The sequence below is a fragment of the Myroides sp. C4067 genome, assembly GCF_038039665.1.
Classification (GTDB): domain Bacteria; phylum Bacteroidota; class Bacteroidia; order Flavobacteriales; family Flavobacteriaceae; genus Flavobacterium; species Flavobacterium odoratimimum.
In genome coordinates, this window is record NZ_JBBPHJ010000021.1 from 23,231 (window position 1) to 41,500 (window position 18,270).

Sequence of the window (18,270 nt, forward strand, 5' to 3'; positions counted from 1 at the left end):
CTGTTTTTAGAAAGTAACGTTTAACCCTAAAGTGAACGACTTTTGAATAGGTTGAGTATAAATATTACCATAAGTCTCTGGATCGAAATAGCCATTGTAATTCGTTCCAAATACAAATAAGTTACGTCCTTCAACTGTAAAACGTACATTGTCTATTCTCATCTTTTTTAATAGATCCTTTGGTAGAGTATATCCTAAACGAATACTACTGATTCGGATATAACTAATTTCTTTAGTCCAAATGTCTAAATGTTTATATGAACTTCCATGATCACCTCCATCAAACCATTTTGCTAACATCCAGTTGTCATTATCTGTGTAGTTCCCATTATAATCATTTCCAATAATTCCAGGTAATGTTGCATTAGGGTTATTAGGGGTCCAGGTATTTAATAGATCAGTAGTATAATTTCTTCCTGGGTCTACTTTAGCCATATTGTATGAAGGTGTTGCTTGCACAGTTTGTTTTAAGTTAAAGGCAGCAGACACTGTTAGATCAAAATTTTTGATTCTTACTGTGTTGATAAGACCTCCAGTAAATTTAGGATCTCTATCACCAGCATAAGTGAATAAGTCTCTATATTCTTCATTTGTTAAACTTGATTGAACCATATAACCTGGCATAAAGTCAGCCATAGGGTCACTTAATTTAAAGAACTCAGTTCCGCTTACTTTAGCACCATCTTTCCAGAATAATAAGTTCCCTTTATCATCAAAACCAGCTGTTTTAATAACGAAAGCAGAGTTAACAGGTAATCCTTCTCTTGATGGTAACGTTTCAGTATCGAATACTTGTATTTTGTCTACTTTACTCTTGTTACGAGCGAAGTTGAATGTAGTTGTCCAAGAGAAGTCTGGTGTAGAGATATTTCTAGTTGTAATAGCAATCTCATATCCTTTATTTGTTACTTGAGCCCAGTTCATATTTGTCCACTCAAATCCAGTCTCTAAAGGAAGTGCTCTTAAACCGATTAAGTCTGTACTTTTTCTGTTATAAGCATCTACAGCTATCGATATTCTATTGTTGAATAACCCTAAATCAAAACCAAAGTTTGTATTCGTTGTTTTCTCCCAACGCAATGTTCCATTTGGAGCTGAACTAATTTGAATTGTGCTTTCTGGATAACCAGGTAAGATAGTAGATGTACTATAGTCTCCAATTAAGAAAGGAGAAGTAGTTCTATCAATATTACCTTGTAGTCCATATGATGCACGTAAACGTAGATTACTTACGAAATCTAAGTTTTCCATAAACTTCTCTCTAGTCACATCCCAAGATCCAGATACAGCCCATAGTGGAACATATCTATATTTAGGGTCAACACCGAATAAGTTAGATCCATCAGCACGTACACTTCCGAACACTGTATATTTTCTATTGTATGTATATGAAGCAGTAGCAAAGAAAGAAGCATATGCATTTTCATTTCTTGTTTTTTTGTACGTTTCATATAACTTTTGTGTAGCATCAACGTTTCCTTCTGGGAAGATAATAGGTTTAGTGGTTAAGGTATGAGCATCATATCCAAATCCTTTAGATCTAATAATTGTATTATCTGTTTTTCTGATTTCCATACCAGCCATTACATCTACTTCATGCATATCGTTGAAGATTGCATTATAAGTAGCCTGTGTTTTCCAGTTGTATTGGAAACTATCATCATTAAAGTTCTCTATAATACCTCCATCAGGTAAGAAGTATTTAAATTCCTTAGCATTACTATCCCAATACCTAGTTCCTTCTCTGAATTTACGCGTAGAGTATGTTTCTTTACCTAAATATTTTTCAGTATCGTTTTTATCTAATTGAAGACCTAATTGAGATGTTAATTTTAAGTCATTTAATATTTGATACTCTAAATCAAATACTGCTTTAAATGATTTATTTATTAATTCATAACTTGTATTTGCTCTTTCTTCTGCAAAGTTAAAAGGTACATATCTATCACTGAACCCACTGATATCTTTATCATACATATAACTTCCATCTTCGTTATATGGAGATAAGTATGGATTAGCATTTCTAGAATAATTTACAGGATTGATACTTGAATCAATATCTGTTACGAAGTTTTTCTTTTTAGATTGTGTACCGAATAAACCAACACCAACTTTAAGTTTATCACTTACTTGGTAATTGTTTTTCAAAGTAATATTATAACGTTCAAAACCTGTACCTATAGTTGTCCCTTCTTCGTTAAAGTATCCAAGAGAAAAGTAATAATCAGATACATCACTACCACCAGATAAGCTTAAACCATACTGTTGGTTGAATGTAGGGCGAAATACTTCTTTTCCCCAATCTGTGTTAGTTTTTCTAAGATTATTTATAGAAGCTTGTGTTGCAGATGATAAAGCATCGAAACCACCATTTCTATATAAATCTAGTTCATTGCTCCCATTCAAGATACGCATTACTTCACCTTGATTAGATCGATCATTATAGATATCAGATCTACCTGCTAACATTAATTCAAAGCCAACTTTTTGATCTGAGTTCATTAAATTAAGTTTCTTAAAATCTGGTCTCTCATTCACAAAGGTATTAGCAGTGAAGTTTACCTTCATATCACCTTTTTTACCTTTTTTAGTAGTGATTAATATTACTCCATTAGCAGCTCTAGCACCATAGATGGCAGTAGCAGAAGCATCTTTTAGAATTGTAATGTCTTGTATATCGTCTGGGTTTAATCCTGCAATAGAGAAATTTTGAAGTTGATCGATATTATCTTTATCATTAAAGTTAGGTACGTCATTACCTTCTAGTGGCATACCATCTAGTACCCATAGTGGATCTTGTGGTCCATTTAATGAAGCAGTACCACGTATTCTAATCTTAGCAGGAGCTCCAGGAGACCCTGTTTGATTTACTACTGACATACCAGCTACTTGTCCAGCTAACATCTGATCCACACTAGCTACACCATTTTGGTTGATTTCAGCCATACTCACTTGAGCCACTGATGATGTAAGCTTTCTTTTTTCGATTGTTTGGTATCCTGTGATAACCACTTCGTTTAAAATATCAGGATCAGCACCTAAAGTCACTACATAATGACCCTTAGTATTTAAAGTGATTAATTTAGATTCATATCCGATAAAACTGATACGAATGCTTTTAGTATCCTGTGGTACTTCTAAGGTAAAGTTACCATCAAAATCAGTCATAGTACCAATACTAGTACTTTCTACGATACCAGCTTGTGATGTAGCATTAGACACTGTCTGTGTCTCTACAATTACTGAGGCACCAGGCAACCCTAGTTTGTCCACGCTATCTTGGACAAGACCAGTGATCACTCTTTTCTCTTGCGCGAAGGCAAGAGAAATAGTAAGGAGTGAGAAAAGGAGAAAAAGTTTTTTCATGTTTCCTTTAATAAAATTGGGGTTAGTTTATTTCTATAGATTTAAAGCTTCGTTTATTCTATTGATTAGATCAGCATAGTGTGCACGAGTAGCTTTATCTCCGTTGTTTTTCTTTTTATTCAGAATGTTTTTGATGTTCATTAATTCACTTTTCTTGTAAGAAGTAACTTCTGATACTCGCTTCATTACAGTGTAATTAATGTTTCTCAACTTGTTATCCTCTTCTACATGATTACATAGAGTAGGGAACTGAAGAGAGTGCGCAGTTAGTAAACCTTTTTTACTAGTCTTTTCGAATAGCTTGTTTACATCTATGATTAGAGCATCCACATAGTTCTTTTGAGTCATACGCTCTAGGATAGATAAACTCTTTCCTTTTTTTGTGGGTGCAAAAATCTCACTATTAAGCATTGAAAACAAATCATTTATCGTAAAGTTTTTCTCTTTACCTAATTCTACTTGTTGTACTTCATTTTCTAATAGACGCAATAAACGCTCATCCATTAGGGTGTAGTACAGAGTAGAATATTGTAGTTCTCTAGCTAACGAATATGGTGAGTATTCGAATGGACCTACAGGAGAGTCTTTTAAGCTATATGTGTTTTCTACTATTTCATTAAAGAACAACCATGTTGGAATCTGTAAAGCATTTTTAGCCAAATACTCTACTGCTCTTTTTTGTTTCTCGTAAGGGACAGGCTCGTATGCTTTTTTGTTGTTTCCGTATACTGCATGGTTTAAATAAACCCCTCCGATATTGTTTAACACATGTTGATTATACATTTGCCATTGTCCTATAGCTCCCATGTATAATTTACCAGCTTCATAGTAATCCTCTCCTTCTTCGTATGTCCAAGGAATAATATTATCTACTACTATTTTTAAATTCTTTAATCCGTATTCACTAGCTTTCATAGCATCATCTCCTAGATCTTCTGATTGAGAACGAGGATCTACGATGTTTAGTGAACTTTGTTGCTCTCCATAGAAATACATAGGATCATCCTGATGATCTTCTATCATTGTGCGAAGTGCAGTTTTTTCTTCTTCTTGATTTGGATACCAACGGTAACCCCACTCGATAGCATATTTGTCATATAGGCCGATCTGCGGAGTGATAGCAGTTACACCATCCTCTGGTTGCGCTACATAGTTATAACGAGCATAATCCATAATAGATGGAGCAGTACCTCCCATTTTATCAGTGAATTCTTTTGAACGTAGAGAATCTACTGGGAATGCATAAGAAGAACCCATATTGTGTTTTAGACCAAAAGTGTGTCCTACCTCATGAGATGATACGAAGCGTATAGCTTCTCCCATATGTTCATCAGTGAACTTATTTGCTCTAGCCTTAGGATCAATAGGACCTGTCTGTATACGCATCCAGCTATGTACAGAAGTCATTACATTATGCCACCAGATGATATCTGATTCGATAATCTCTCCACTACGAGGATCTATTACAGATGGTCCCATAGCATTAGATTTAGGAGATGCAGCATACGTTATTACAGAATAGCGTACATCATCGATATCAAAATCTTTATCTTCTTCAGTAGGTTCTTTAGCAATAATTGCATTCTTAAAACCAGCTTTTTCGAATGCTACTTGCCAATCGTGTACCCCTGCTATAATTTTAGCTCTCCATTGGGGTGGAGTAGCAGGGTCTATATAGTATACGATTGGTTTTTTAGGCTCTACTAGTTCACCTCTTAAATATTTTTCTACATCTTCTTCTTTTGGTTCCATGCGCCACTTCGTGATGAACTCTTGTTCTTTCATTTTGTGTTGCGCATCACTGAAGAACCAATGTTTCTCTGTGAAGTAACCTACTCTTTTATCAGCTATACGTGGTTGCATCGGTTTCTCTGATAGTAATACGATATTACTCGTTACTCCTAGAGAGACAGGTAAGTCTCCAGAACCTTCATTAACACTTGTTGTTAATAGAGATTTAACTACGATATTCTCAGGGAATGTCTTTACTCCCTCTATATAAGATAAGTTTGTTTTAATAGACGTAGGAAGACCTAGTCCATTTAATACATCATTAAAACTCTTTTGATTTCCGTCAAAAACTTTATTTACTTTAATTACAGTAGCTGTAGAGTCTGGACTTTGAGCTTCAATGTCGAATACTTCTAGTACTGATTCTATAAAGTTTGTTTTTACTGATTTAGTAATTGCATCATCAGCTGGAGAAGAAACTCTTGGGGTGATTGTTTTAACCCATACTTTTTTTGCAATCGTATCTTTGTGAAACGTAATCAGTTTATTCTCATAGTTCATACCAGTATTTGCACCAGCATCATTCACTTCTAAAGGAACCTGAGATAATTTATTAACAATTAAAAATTGACGGTTTAGTAAGCTGTCTGGGATTTCAAAATAGATATCAGTTTTTACCTGAATCGTATTAAACATCCCTTTAGTATAGACTCCCTTTTTGATTAGGTCAGCATAGTTATTTTTTTTACTATCTGTTGAGTCTTTTTCTGTGGTTACTGTTTTTTCAGTTTTTGGGGTGTTCTTTTTCTTAGCAGCATAGGCTGGTGGTACCTGTGCCAGGCAGTAAGAAAATATTAAAGCACTGATACTTAGTTTAACCGTGTTTTTATCCATTGTTATGTTAAGTTATTATTAAGTCACTATAAAACTAACTGACTTACCTCTATGCTTAAAATTTTTGGGAGTGAATGGATGGAATAGGGGAGTGAGTGGATAACTTTAACATTTGATCAAAGGCAAAATGCAAATAAATTTACCTTCTTCACATTTTGTCTCGTATCCGATAACGTTATAATAGTTATAGATTGAATCTAAGTATTTTAGACCAAAAAGCTCACTCTCTGAAGTAGTCTTTTTAGGTTGATAATTATTCGTGATAATTACTTCATCATCATGGATTAATATCTCTATAAATAAAGGATGTTCTGTAGTAGCTATATTGTGTTTAAGCGCATTTTCTACACAGATTTGTAATCCTAAAAACGGGATTTTTTGATGTAATTTCTCTGTTCTTTGATCGAGTAAATCAAAGTGTAATTCTTTCGTAAATCTAGTTTTCTGTAGCGTGATATACTTTTCTATAAACTCTACTTCATTCTCTATGTCTACAATGTTTTCTGCAGGAGGTGTTATTAAGTAACGGTAAGTTTTACTTAAATTTAATGTAAACTTCTGTGCTGTTTTAGGCTCTAGCTCTATGAGCATATAGAGAGAGTTCAGCGAATTAAATAAGAAATGAGGATTGATCTGATTCTTTAATTGTTGCAATTGAATTAAAGCTTTCTCTTTGCTAATCTTTTCATTTTCTACAGCTAATAACTCTTTCTCTAGATAGGCTTTCTTATTCGCCATACTGAAGATATAAAACAGAGAGAATAGAATAGTTACAGTTGTCAGAAAGATAAGAATCGTATTGCGTCTGATCGGTTTGATATTATCATCTACGTTAAACTTTGGAAAGTTGACTGTAATATAACCAGAGAAGTTTTCGGATTTAAAAGGACTGATAAATCGGAATACTTCTAAGTTTAAGTACTCAGAGTTAACGATAGGAGGATCAGCAGGATCTGTTTTTCGGACGGTATCTTGAGCAGAGAAGTTACTAAGCTCAAATACATTTTTACCCATCAGACTATCTTCTGGATGGTAAATACACAACCCGTCTTTAGTGAATATATAAGCGTAGTTCGGTGTCGTCACATCTATATTCGTTAGGTATTTATGGTATAGTGCCATATCTACTACGATACCGTAGATGAGTCGTTCGTTATTGGCGATAGGCGTACTGTGATACATCAGCCAGTATTGGAAACCATTTTGTTCTACAAAAGTGTTTTTATGAGAATGATCAGGGTTCGCTAAGATTATTTTATTGAATATATTATCCTTATCTATCTCTCTATCCCTTCCTATATGAGCCTCTATAATCTCATTGTTCTGATTTACTCTGAAGTACCAGTTTAGAGAGACTACACCATCTAGGTTATACATCTGATTAAGCGTCTCATACTTTAGAGAAAGTTGACCTACTGGAGTGTTTTTAGTGATATAGTCTAGAGAGTTTAGATGGCGATCTATTTTATTAAACTCTAGTTCTAACGAACGTAACTTCTGATAAAAGTTTTTAGAAGTGATATACTTATAAGTGTCTTCATTGCTCTGATTAATAGAAGAACTCAACATATATATAGCACCTATCGTAATCATTAGAATAACGATTCCGATTGCCATAAAGGTTTTGCGCGATATAAATATTTTGTTCTTCAATGTTTTTGTTGAAGTTTATAAGTTAGTTGTGATATAGTAAATAAGGCTGACGTGTAATCTTAAATCTGTCTAGCCCACTTTGCCATGATTGACGAATTTCTTTCTCTGTTTTACCAGCTGTGATTTGCGCTTTTAAGTCAGCAGTACCCGCTAGTTTTATAAAGAAGTTAGTAAAGAATTTATCTTTATTCGTAGAGCTATTGTATGCTTTTAACAACCATTTTAGTTCTATTTTAGACACCTTATGCTCTTTAGACAAATTCTCTCCATAGCACAGCTTACCATTGTTCATAGGGTCTTTAGCACCAGCGTTAGGCTTAGGAGTGAATTGGTAAGGCATTTTCGTTAAGAAAGGTGAACCATATACCTGAAACTGTAAGTCTGTCCCTCTACCAGAGCTAACATTAGTCCCCTCGAAGAAGCATAAACTAGCATATAGATTTATAGCCTGATCATTAGGTAGATTAGGTGAAGGTGCTACGGGTAGTGAGTAGCTCATCTGTCTAGTATAGTTATCTACAGAGATTACAGTCAGGTCACACTGTACTCCATTCGCTAACCATTTCTCTCCATTGATCATTTTAGCATATTCTCCTATTGTCATTCCATGCATCGCAGGAATAGGGTGCATCCCTACGAAGCTTTTATTCTTCATATCTAGTGTAGGGCCATCTATAATCGCGATATTAGGATTAGGTCTGTCTAATACGATAACTGGGATATTCTGTTCTGCACACGCTTCCATTAGATAGTGTAGAGAAGAAATATAAGTATAGAATCTCGCTCCTACATCCTGTAAATCAAATAACATAATGTCAATGTTTTTTAATTGATCAGCAGAAGGCTTTTTATTATTTCCATATAGAGAAATGATAGGTAAGCCTGTCTTCGTATCCTTGCCATCTTTTACTAGTTCACCAGCATCAGCTGTACCTCTAAAGCCGTGCTCAGGAGCATAGATTTTCTTTACATTCACTTTGTTTTCTAATAAGAAGTCCACTGTAGAGGTATAAGAACCATCAGCATTCTTAATCACTCCTGTTTGGTTAGTCAGTACTCCTACATTTTTGCCTTTTACTAATTCAAAATAAGCAGATAATCGTTCGGCTCCTACTGAGATAGTATTTTTATTATCATGTGTATTAGAGGTGTTTTTTGCATAAGTATTAAAATTAACACTTAGTGCTAATAGACAGACTAAGAATAATAATGTATTTTTGAAACTTGAATTCGATATCATATTTATTTTGAAATTAGAATATTTTATAACTAAACGACTTGTTACTACTAAGAACTATAAAAGTAGTGTATCCGCACCAATTATTAAAATTGCAATTACAGCTATTGCATTAGGCATGATTATGATGCTTATCTCTGTTGCAACAGGTTTAGGATTGAAATACAAAATTAGAGATAAAATTTCAGCTTTTAGCGGTCATATCGTAATAACTAATTATGATAGTAATGTTACAGATATTACACTTAAGCCGATAGATGTAAGTGTAGTACAGTCTGATGATATTAAGAATATAGAAGGAGTAAAGAAAATACAGTCTTATGCCTCTAAGGCTGGTATTATAAGAACAGAGGATTCTTTTGAGGGAATTATTTATAAAGGAGTAGATTCTCTTTATGATTTAAACGAGATCAAGGATTATCTAGTAGAAGGAAGATTGCCGAAGTCAGCTGATGGAATGAGTAATGAAGTACTGCTATCTCAATATATAGCAGATAGAATGCACTTTAAAGTAGGAGATAAAATCACGACTTACTTTATGAAAGAATGGGGAAATAAGATTCCAAATGTCCGCCAGTTTGAGATCGTAGGGATATATAATTCGGCATTACAGCAGTTCGATGCGAATATTGTAATAGGAGATATAAAGCATGTACAGCGCCTGAATAGATGGAAGGCAAATGAGGTAGGAGGATTTGAGGTAGTGCTAAATAGCTTTGATCAGATTGAACAAAAAGGGCAAGAGTTCTATGTGAATTTACCTTCTACTGTAGACAGTAAGACTATTGTAGACAAGTATAGCAATGTATTTGGTTGGATAGATATGTTTGACTTTAATATAAAGATTATCATTATTATTATGATTGCGGTAGCGTCTATTAATATGATAGTAGCTTTATTAGTACTAATACTAGAGCGTACACAGATGATCGGAATATTAAAAGCCATGGGTGCTGATAACTGGACGATTAGAAAAGTGTTTTTATACAATGCGACTTACCTAATAGTAAAAGGATTACTTTATGGTAATCTTATAGGATTAGGATTATTGTATATACAACAGTATTTTGGTTTGATTAAGTTAGACTCTACAGCATATTATGTGAGAGAAGCCCCTGTATTGATTCGATTTAGCGATGTGCTTTTATTAAATTTAGGAGTAGTAGTCATTGCATTTTTAGTATTGCTTATTCCATCCTATATGATTACTAAGATTAGCCCTATAAAAGCGATTCGTTACGATTAATAATAAGGATTTTTAAAATATATAAATAGCCTCTAGTACTTCTATTTCAGAAGTATTAGAGGCTATTTTACTTTTGGAGTGAGTGTGTTTTGTTTCGGGGTAAGTCCGTAGTGAGTCCGTTATGAGTCCGTAGTGAGTCCGTTCTTTTGACTAAAATAACGGAGTTACTATGGATATATTAAGGAAGTACACTAATCTTATCTCAAAAAAGACTGAACAAATGTTCTATATTAATTGTAGCAAAGAATCATTCAGCGGTATACCATTTCTCTAACTGATCAAGTATAGGGAGTAAGCTTTTTCCTTTTTCTGTCAGCATATATTCTACTCTAGGAGGTACTTCAGCGTATACTTCTCTATGTAATAGACCATCTTGTTCTAATTCTCTTAGTACAGTAGTCAGTGTGCCTTGGGCTACATTATCTAACTCTTTCTTTAATATTCCGAATCTCTTAGGGCATTGGGCAGCTATGGTTTTGACGATAGATGTTTTCCATTTACCAGAGATAGTTTTTAGAGCCTGTTGTATAACACCGTTATTTTCAAAATAGTTTAAATTATTTTCTAATGTATTCGGCTCATTTTCAGTATTAGTATTGTTTTTCATACTTAGTCTTTAATTTTTACCTACTTGACTGTAAGTGATATATCTGTCACTTTTGCAAAGATAATTATAAAAAATAGTAAGTAATCAATGCAAAATATTTCAACAGTCAAAAAGAGAATTATGTTATTCTTGATATCGATGTCTATCTTCTTAAGTGTGTTAGATTTGTTTATTGTTAATGTTGCTATTCCTAAGATTAGAGTAGCTATGCACGCTAGTGTAGCTGATATCCAATTGATCATTGTTTACTATGTAATAGGCTATGGAGCATTCTTGATCACATCGGGTAAAGTTGGGTTAAAATATGGGCATAAGAAAATATTCATCCTTTCAATGTTTAGTTTTGGTGTGTTTTCGTTATTATGTGGTTTAGCTTGGGATATACATTCGTTGAATATTTTTAGATTGTTTCAAGGAATAAGTGGGGCATTTATGATACCTCAGGGAGTGACTTTACTGTCTAGTATCTTTGTAATAGAGGATGAGAGACGTAGAGCGTATTCTATCTATGGTGCGATAGCAGGGATATCTTCTGTATTAGGACAAATATTAGGAGGAATACTCCCAGATCTTGATTTTGCATTTGGAGGATGGAGACTAATATTTTTAATCAATGTACCAATTGCATTTATAATTGGGGTGCTATCATGGGGTGTATTAGTAGAGATAGACCGCAAAAGAGACTTGAAGATACAACCTCTATCTCAACTTGTGATGGTGTGTTTATTGGTACTTCTGATGTATAGTTTAGTGACTGGAGCAGATTATGGCTGGACGACTACTTTATTGTTAGTATTAGTGAGTGCTATCATAGGCATTGTATTATTTTTAGTGATTCAGTTTAAAAATTATAAGAAATCTATCAATGTGCTTATAGATTTTAAACCTTTTACCTATAGGACATTTGCAGTAGCCTTGATTGCCTTAGTTTTTTACTCCTTAGTACAGGATTCATACTTCTTTATTTATGCGAATCATTTTCAGTTAAAACTTGACTATACAGCTACACAGACAGGATTATTGTTTGCTTTTCAAGGTGTAGGATATGTTATCGCTTCCTTTCTATCATTAAGATTTTTGTCTAAGTACCAAGAGCGATTTATGCTTTTTGGTTTACTGTTAATGATAGGTGGATTAGTAGGACACTACTGGTTATTAAGTAGAGAGTATATTCTCTTTTATGAAGTAGCTTTATTATTATTTGAGTACGGTATGGGGTGTGGTGTTGTTCTTCCTTCTATGTTCACTTATGCTCTGAGTAGTTTACCTACAGACATTACATCTATTGGTTCAAGTTTATACCTTACTTTACAACAATTAAGCATCGCTTTGGGAGTAAGCATTGTTGGTCAATCTTATTTTGGGAGTATAGACGGTCATTTTAATTCGACTGTTATCATGATTGTTTTATTGATCATGACTGGATTCGTTTTCTTGATAAGGTATAAAAGGCGACTTAGTAATTAAGTCGCCTTTTGGTTTTATGATTTGTATTCAAATAACTGGGCGATGGTTTGTCCCATTTCTTCACCAAGCTGTTTACTGACTAAATATAGAGCACCATCTATACCTGCTGTGATACCTGCAGTAGTCAATACAGTATCTTGATCTACATAGCGTACACCCGTTATTACTTTAGCTTTAGGGGTAGCTTGTTTAAGAGTCTCTAGTGCCATAAAGTGAGTCGTTATCTCTAAGCCATCGAATACATCCGTATTACTCATCAGTAGACTACCTGTACAGACTGTAAATAACATTGCACCTTGCTGATGTTGATTTATGATCCAAGATGTATAGGTATTCTGAAAATACTCGTCTTGTAGATAGTTCATGACAATGTCAGGGTTAGCTCCTGGTAACACTATGATATCAGGTGTAGGACAATCTTCAAAACTGTATTGTGGTACTATTTGCGTAGTATTCGCTTCTGTTTTGACTACTTCTTTTGTAACAGAGACTAAGTAGTGATTATAACTGTTGGGTTTAAGTACATTCGCTTTGACGAATACATCTAATGGACCATTTAGATCAAGTACTTCTACTTGATCAAAAATGATAAAGGCTACATTAAGGGGGCGGTTTGTTGTTGTCATATTTTATTGTTGATAAAAGACAATAGGAGATCTGTCGAAGTTTGGCTTCGATATCGGTATTGTCTTAGGTTATTCGTGATTATTTAGTTGGGTAACTAAATGCTAAAGGTTAATTCTCGTAGATTGGAACACACTTCTATAATGAGTAGGAGTGACTTTGACTAGTTTGACAAATGCTTTCCTAAATACATGATCAGAAGTATATCCTACTTGAGTAGCTATTTCTACTATAGAGTAAGTTGTAGATTCTAATAGACGCTTAGCATATTCTATTCTCACACAGTCATTAAAAGCACCTGGAGTCATTCCTGTTTCTTTCTTAAATACCCTAGAAAAATTGCGTTCACTCATATAGACATGATCTGCAAGTTCTGCAATAGTCACTGCTTGCTGAGTTAGATGATCTGTGATATACTGTTTTACTTTTCTAACTAATGGAGTGAGGTCTATATCAGCGGGTATTAATGTACTATAAAGCTCTTGTGTGTTTGTTCTTTTTAGATTCACTACTAGATATCGTGATACATCAGAGGCTAGTGTATATCCATTGTCCTCTTCTATTAAGGCTAGCGCTAAGTCTATACCAGAAGTAATTCCTCCAGAAGTATAGATATTGTCATCTTTGATATAAAAGTGATCATAAGTTAGTCGGATAGAAGGGTAAGTCTCCTGAAGTACTTTAGCATATTGCCAGTGTGTAGTTACTTTTTTATTGGTTACTAACCCTGTTTTGGCTAGTAAAAAAGCTCCTATACAGATAGAACCTATGCGCTTTACAGTAGGTTGTATTCCCTTTATCCAATGCAACACAGCTGAATCATACTCATGCGTTAGGTCTGCCTTAGACCCAGCGATGAGTAACGTATCTAAAGGAATATGCTGGTCATAAATGGTATAATCACACTGTACACTAATGCCAGCACTAGTAAGTACACTTTTGTCTACTGTTCCAGAGATTAAGTGGATTTGATATTGAGTAAGTGCGGATGTAGCTGTGCGGATCATGAGTTGATTAGCAGTATTGAATACATCACTCGGCCCTGCGAAGTCCAGTAGCTGTACTTGAGGTAATAATAGAAATCCGATATGATGTAGTGGGGTATTCATACTGCTATCTTGTTTTATGATAAGACAAAGGTAAGAAGGCTTTATGATGTATAAATGACACATAACGTACTTTTTCTGCCATAATTGAAGATATATTAAGGAATGAGTCATTGTTTTATTTAGATTGATTTGAGTTTAAATGTTAATTTTTGTCAGTTAAAAGCTTGTTTGACTGTATTTTGAGTTTTGTTATTTAAATTACTTCTAAATAATATTGTTTAGAATGATTTTAGATTATACATTTGTCCCATAAAACATAATACAGTCGTGATGCTCAAACACTTTACTATTATCACACGACCAACCCAACTAACTATTATTATCTTATCGTTATTCATTCACTTTCTCAGTTATGGGCAGAATACTCGTTCTCCTATCTCTATCAAAGTGCAGAATGAGTATGGAATGGCTATTCCTACAGCGGTGGTGATGCTAAAAAGTGATAAGGAGTCTGTCTTAGAACTTACCAATGAGGCAGGTGAAGTAACTTTTAAACTAGTACCTGATAACTATCTTTTAGAAGTACAGCACATCAGTTATTCTTTTTATAGTCAAAAGCTAAATACCTTAACGCACAATAACCTTACAGTTGTCTTAAAAGCTGAAACGAATCAATTAGAAGAAGTCGTGATTACAGCTAAGGAAGGAACGGGACTTACGAGTACTTCTGTGATTAATAGAAGAGCTATGCAACATCTACAGCCTTCTAGTTTTGCTGACTTAATGGAATTAGTACCAGGGGGTAGAGCACAAGATCCGTACCTAGGCGGTGTCAATAAAATACAGCTGAGAGAAGTAGGTAGAGTAAGCTCTAATATAGGGGGTGTTGGAAATAAACAATATGACACTTCTTCTCTTGGGACTTTATTTGTAGTAGATGGAGCACAATTGAACTCGGGTGCAAACCTTCAGTATACTTATGGCTATATGGATAATGTTTCGTCAGGTGTTAATAAGAATATCAATATTAGCTCAGGTGTTGATATGCGTACAATATCAACAGACCAAATAGAGAAAGTAGAAATCATAAGAGGAATCCCTTCTGTAGAATATGGTAACCTTACTTCTGGTGTAGTAAAGATCACGAAGAAGAGTGGGTATTCTAAATGGCAAGCACGTTTTAAAGCAGATGGATATAGTAAACTATTTGCGGTTAATAAAGGTTTTGAATCTAAGGATAGTAGCTTTAAGGTAAATGTAGGGTTAGATTATCTAAATGCTAAACCAGAACCTCGCAATGATTTAGAGAGTTATAAGCGTGTGACAGGTACTGTACGTGTGAGTAAAGATAAGAATTTAAACAATGGAGGATTGTTCTCTTGGGTATCCAACCTAAGTTATACAGGGTCTATAGATGACGCTAAGTCTGATCCAGATATTGACCTGACAGGTGCGAATAAATATAAAGTGGATAATCAGTTCTATAGTCTGAGTAATATAGTGACTTATGAGAGTAGAAATGAATCTTTCTTTAGAAGTATAGAATTACAGACTACGTTTAATCAACGTTTCGATAAGATTAACCAGACAAAGTTTGTACAGCTAGAGGCAGCTACAGCACTACCACTTTCTACTGTGGATGGTGAGTACGATGGTTTTTTTCCTACGGCTAATTATATTGCAGAGAGTGTAGTAGATGGTAAGCCACTAGATATCTTCGCTAAGGTAGTGAGTGCATTTCGTTATAAGATGTCTGCTATTTCTACAGATATACGTGCTGGTATTGATTGGCAGTATAGTAAGAATAACGGTAGAGGTCAGGTCTATGATATCTATAAGCCTTTAGATCCTAAATCTACTTATAGAAATAGAGCATATAAGGATATTCCTGCTTATGTAACGACGGCTTTGTTTGCAGAGCATATTTCTTCTGCGAAATTTGGACAACACGGTCTAACATTAGCATTAGGTGCGAGAGGATCTATTATGCAAAACTTGTCTAATGATTTCACTATGAGTGGAAATATGTATATCGATCCACGTGTGAATGTACAATGGACATTGCCCTCTTTTGTAGTAGCGAATAAGGAAGCAAAAGTAGACTTAACGTTAGGATGGGGACAGCAGAGATTATTCCCTGACCTAAATCTTCTTTATCCTGAGAAATATTATAGAGACGTTCAGCAGTTAAACTATTTTCACAGTAATCCTGATTATCGTACAGTTAATTATAAAACGAGCGTTTTTGACCCACAGAACAAAGCATTGACTCCTGCCTTAAACAATAAGCTAGAGGCTAGGTTAGATTTGAATTGGGGTTTTCATCAGCTGACTTTTACGGTGTTTAAAGAAAGAATGAGCAACGGGTTTAGAACGATGAACCAGTATGGAATCTTTGATTATAAGAGATATGATACTTCTAGTATAGATCATGATCATATCACAAGTGTACCGAATAAAGAGGATCTTCCTTATGAACAATTTAATGAAAACTTCTTATACAATTTCTCTCGTAATGGTAGTAGAACAGATAAGGAAGGAATAGAGTTTCAGTATAGTTCTAATAGAATTCCTGTTATTAATACTCGTGTTACAATTAATGGGGCATGGTTTAGAACTAAACAGGGCAATAGTTTGCCAACTTATAGACGTGGTAACTCTAATGCAAATGTGAATGGTAAGCCTTATCCGTACCTAGGACTATACGATGAAATGGAACCTAAGAGCAAATACGAACAGCTAAATAGTAATCTATTATTAGATACCTATATCCCTAAACTAGATTTACAATTCTCTACTTCATTTCAGTTTAACTGGTACTACTTAGCAAAGAATGAACCGATGAATGGAATGCCTAGCTACTATGTAGGAGTAGATGGAGAATTACGACCTTATGATGCAGAAGAGGCAAAGGGAACATTATTAGAACAATTAGTAATCCCACAACATAGCAATGCTGATAAATCTAGGAGAACACCTATGCTGATGGATGTGAACTTAAAGCTATCTAAGAGTTTTAGAAACAAGCAGATCACAGTGTCTATGTTCGCTAATAAGTTATTTACCTACTATGCTCCATATTCTGTGAATGGGACTAAGGTAAATAGAAAGGGACTAAGAGACCCTTACTTCGGAATGGAAATAAATTTTAATCTATAAATACTTATAAAAATGATAAAACGACTTTTACAATCATTATGCCTACTATTGGTAGTATTAGGTTTTAATGCTTGTTCTTCTGATGACAATAGTAATATGACAGGGGATGAGCAGACTTTCGTAACATTCTGGATTAATGATCCTCAAGATGCGAAGATAGAAGAGATAAAACAGATGACTATCAAGTTGACAGAACTAAACTCTAATAAGAAAACAGAGTTAGTATATGAAGGAGATAAGAAAATACAGAAAGCACTTCCTACAGGTACTTATGATATCACAGTAGAAGGTGTAATCACACATAAAGTAAATGGTGTAGTAGAGGAGAGTAAAGTAGGTAACTTTATTAAAGGGGTAGTGATCTCGGGTAGAGAAATGACTAAGGCTATCGATATCGTATTTAAAACGAGTAGTACAGGTTTTGTAATAGAAGAGGTTTTCTTCGCAGGGACTAAGACACCACAAGGGCTTCAGTATACAGATGACCAATACTTCAAAATAACAAATAACTCTGATGAGGTATTGTATTTAGACGGAATGTTATTTGTACAATCTAAGTTTATGACAAACGATAAGCAAGATTATACACCTAATATTATGAGTGAGGCATTGTCTGCTGGAGCTATTTTACAGTTCCCAGGAAAAGGAAAAGACCACCCAGTAGAGCCAGGTAAATCAGTAATCTTTGCAGAGAATGCTATTAACCATAAAGAATTTAACAGCAATTCAATTGATTTGACTAACGCAGAGTTTCAGAATTTTAGAGATGGTGTACATGATGTAGTAGGATTAAAAGCTGCTAAAATGATTACGATTCACGATGAATTAGTGATTAATATTCAAGGAAGTTATGCTTATGCTTTAGTAAAAATGCCTGAGGGAATGACAACGGAGAAGTTAGTAGTAGATAATATATATGATTATGAGTACGAAATGATATTCGGAGGAGAAGTATATCCAAGTGTAGATTCTGCTATTAAAATTCCAAACTCATGGATAGTAGATGCTGTAAACTTAGGTATTGCAGATGAGTATATGTGGAATGTGACATCTCCATCAGTAGATATGGGATATACTTATATCACACAACATGTAGGAGATGAAGGAAGATATGGTAAGGCTGTAAGAAGACATGTAATAGGTAAAAATGCAGCAGGGAACAATGTTCTAAAAGATACTAATAATTCGACAGTTGACTTTGCACCAGCAGTAAGACCGTCATTATTTAAATATTAAT

Annotated in this window: 11 protein-coding genes; 4 read left to right on the forward strand and 7 right to left on the reverse strand. The window is 34.4% G+C overall.

Going from position 1 to position 18,270, the window contains the following annotated elements; genetic code table 11:
- Nucleotides 1-6 precede the first annotated feature (6 nt).
- The 4 genes from AABL87_RS13660 to AABL87_RS13675 form a co-directional block, all read right to left on the reverse strand.
- Nucleotides 7-3,366, reverse strand: coding sequence for a SusC/RagA family TonB-linked outer membrane protein (locus AABL87_RS13660; RefSeq protein WP_341277491.1), 3,360 nt, complete (start codon nt 3,364-3,366; stop codon nt 7-9).
- A 33-nt stretch (nt 3,367-3,399) separates the two neighbouring features.
- Complete coding sequence (locus tag AABL87_RS13665; RefSeq protein WP_341277492.1) at nt 3,400-5,991, reverse strand: zinc-dependent metalloprotease; 2,592 nt, start codon at nt 5,989-5,991, stop codon at nt 3,400-3,402.
- Nucleotides 5,992-6,096: 105 nt separating this feature from the next.
- Entirely contained in the window at nt 6,097-7,608 is a 1,512-nt protein-coding gene (locus AABL87_RS13670) for a histidine kinase (protein WP_341277493.1), read from the reverse strand.
- A 58-nt stretch (nt 7,609-7,666) separates the two neighbouring features.
- On the reverse strand, nt 7,667-8,884 hold the full coding sequence (locus AABL87_RS13675; RefSeq protein WP_341277494.1) for an exo-beta-N-acetylmuramidase NamZ family protein: 1,218 nt from the start codon (nt 8,882-8,884) through the stop codon (nt 7,667-7,669).
- A gap of 7 nt (nt 8,885-8,891) precedes the next feature.
- Between AABL87_RS13675 and AABL87_RS13680 the strand changes: the two genes are divergently transcribed.
- Nucleotides 8,892-10,127 carry an ABC transporter permease gene (locus AABL87_RS13680; protein WP_016650225.1) on the forward strand — a complete coding sequence of 412 codons (1,236 nt, stop codon included), beginning with the start codon at nt 8,892-8,894 and terminating at the stop codon, nt 10,125-10,127.
- A 247-nt stretch (nt 10,128-10,374) separates the two neighbouring features.
- Here AABL87_RS13680 and AABL87_RS13685 read toward each other — a convergent pair whose 3' ends face one another.
- A complete protein-coding gene (locus AABL87_RS13685) occupies nt 10,375-10,734 on the reverse strand; it encodes a winged helix-turn-helix transcriptional regulator (RefSeq protein ID WP_341277495.1) in 360 nt (119 codons plus the stop codon).
- An 87-nt stretch (nt 10,735-10,821) separates the two neighbouring features.
- On the opposite strand from AABL87_RS13685, the gene AABL87_RS13690 reads away from it, so the two are divergent.
- Nucleotides 10,822-12,201, forward strand: coding sequence for an MFS transporter (locus tag AABL87_RS13690; RefSeq protein WP_341277496.1), 1,380 nt, complete (start codon nt 10,822-10,824; stop codon nt 12,199-12,201).
- Between the two features lie 14 nt (nt 12,202-12,215).
- Here AABL87_RS13690 and AABL87_RS13695 read toward each other — a convergent pair whose 3' ends face one another.
- Both AABL87_RS13695 and AABL87_RS13700 read right to left on the reverse strand, forming a co-directional pair.
- Complete coding sequence (locus AABL87_RS13695; RefSeq protein ID WP_341277497.1) at nt 12,216-12,827, reverse strand: DJ-1/PfpI family protein; 612 nt, start codon at nt 12,825-12,827, stop codon at nt 12,216-12,218.
- Between the two features lie 102 nt (nt 12,828-12,929).
- Nucleotides 12,930-13,934, reverse strand: a complete 1,005-nt coding sequence (locus AABL87_RS13700; protein WP_341277498.1) for a GlxA family transcriptional regulator — start codon at nt 13,932-13,934, stop codon at nt 12,930-12,932.
- 270 nt (nt 13,935-14,204) lie between these two features.
- Between AABL87_RS13700 and AABL87_RS13705 the strand changes: the two genes are divergently transcribed.
- Entirely contained in the window at nt 14,205-17,033 is a 2,829-nt protein-coding gene (locus AABL87_RS13705; RefSeq protein WP_341277499.1) for a TonB-dependent receptor, read from the forward strand.
- Nucleotides 17,034-17,045: 12 nt separating this feature from the next.
- Nucleotides 17,046-18,269 carry a DUF4876 domain-containing protein gene (locus AABL87_RS13710; RefSeq protein ID WP_341277500.1) on the forward strand — a complete coding sequence of 408 codons (1,224 nt, stop codon included), beginning with the start codon at nt 17,046-17,048 and terminating at the stop codon, nt 18,267-18,269.
- Nucleotide 18,270: the final 1 nt, after the last annotated feature.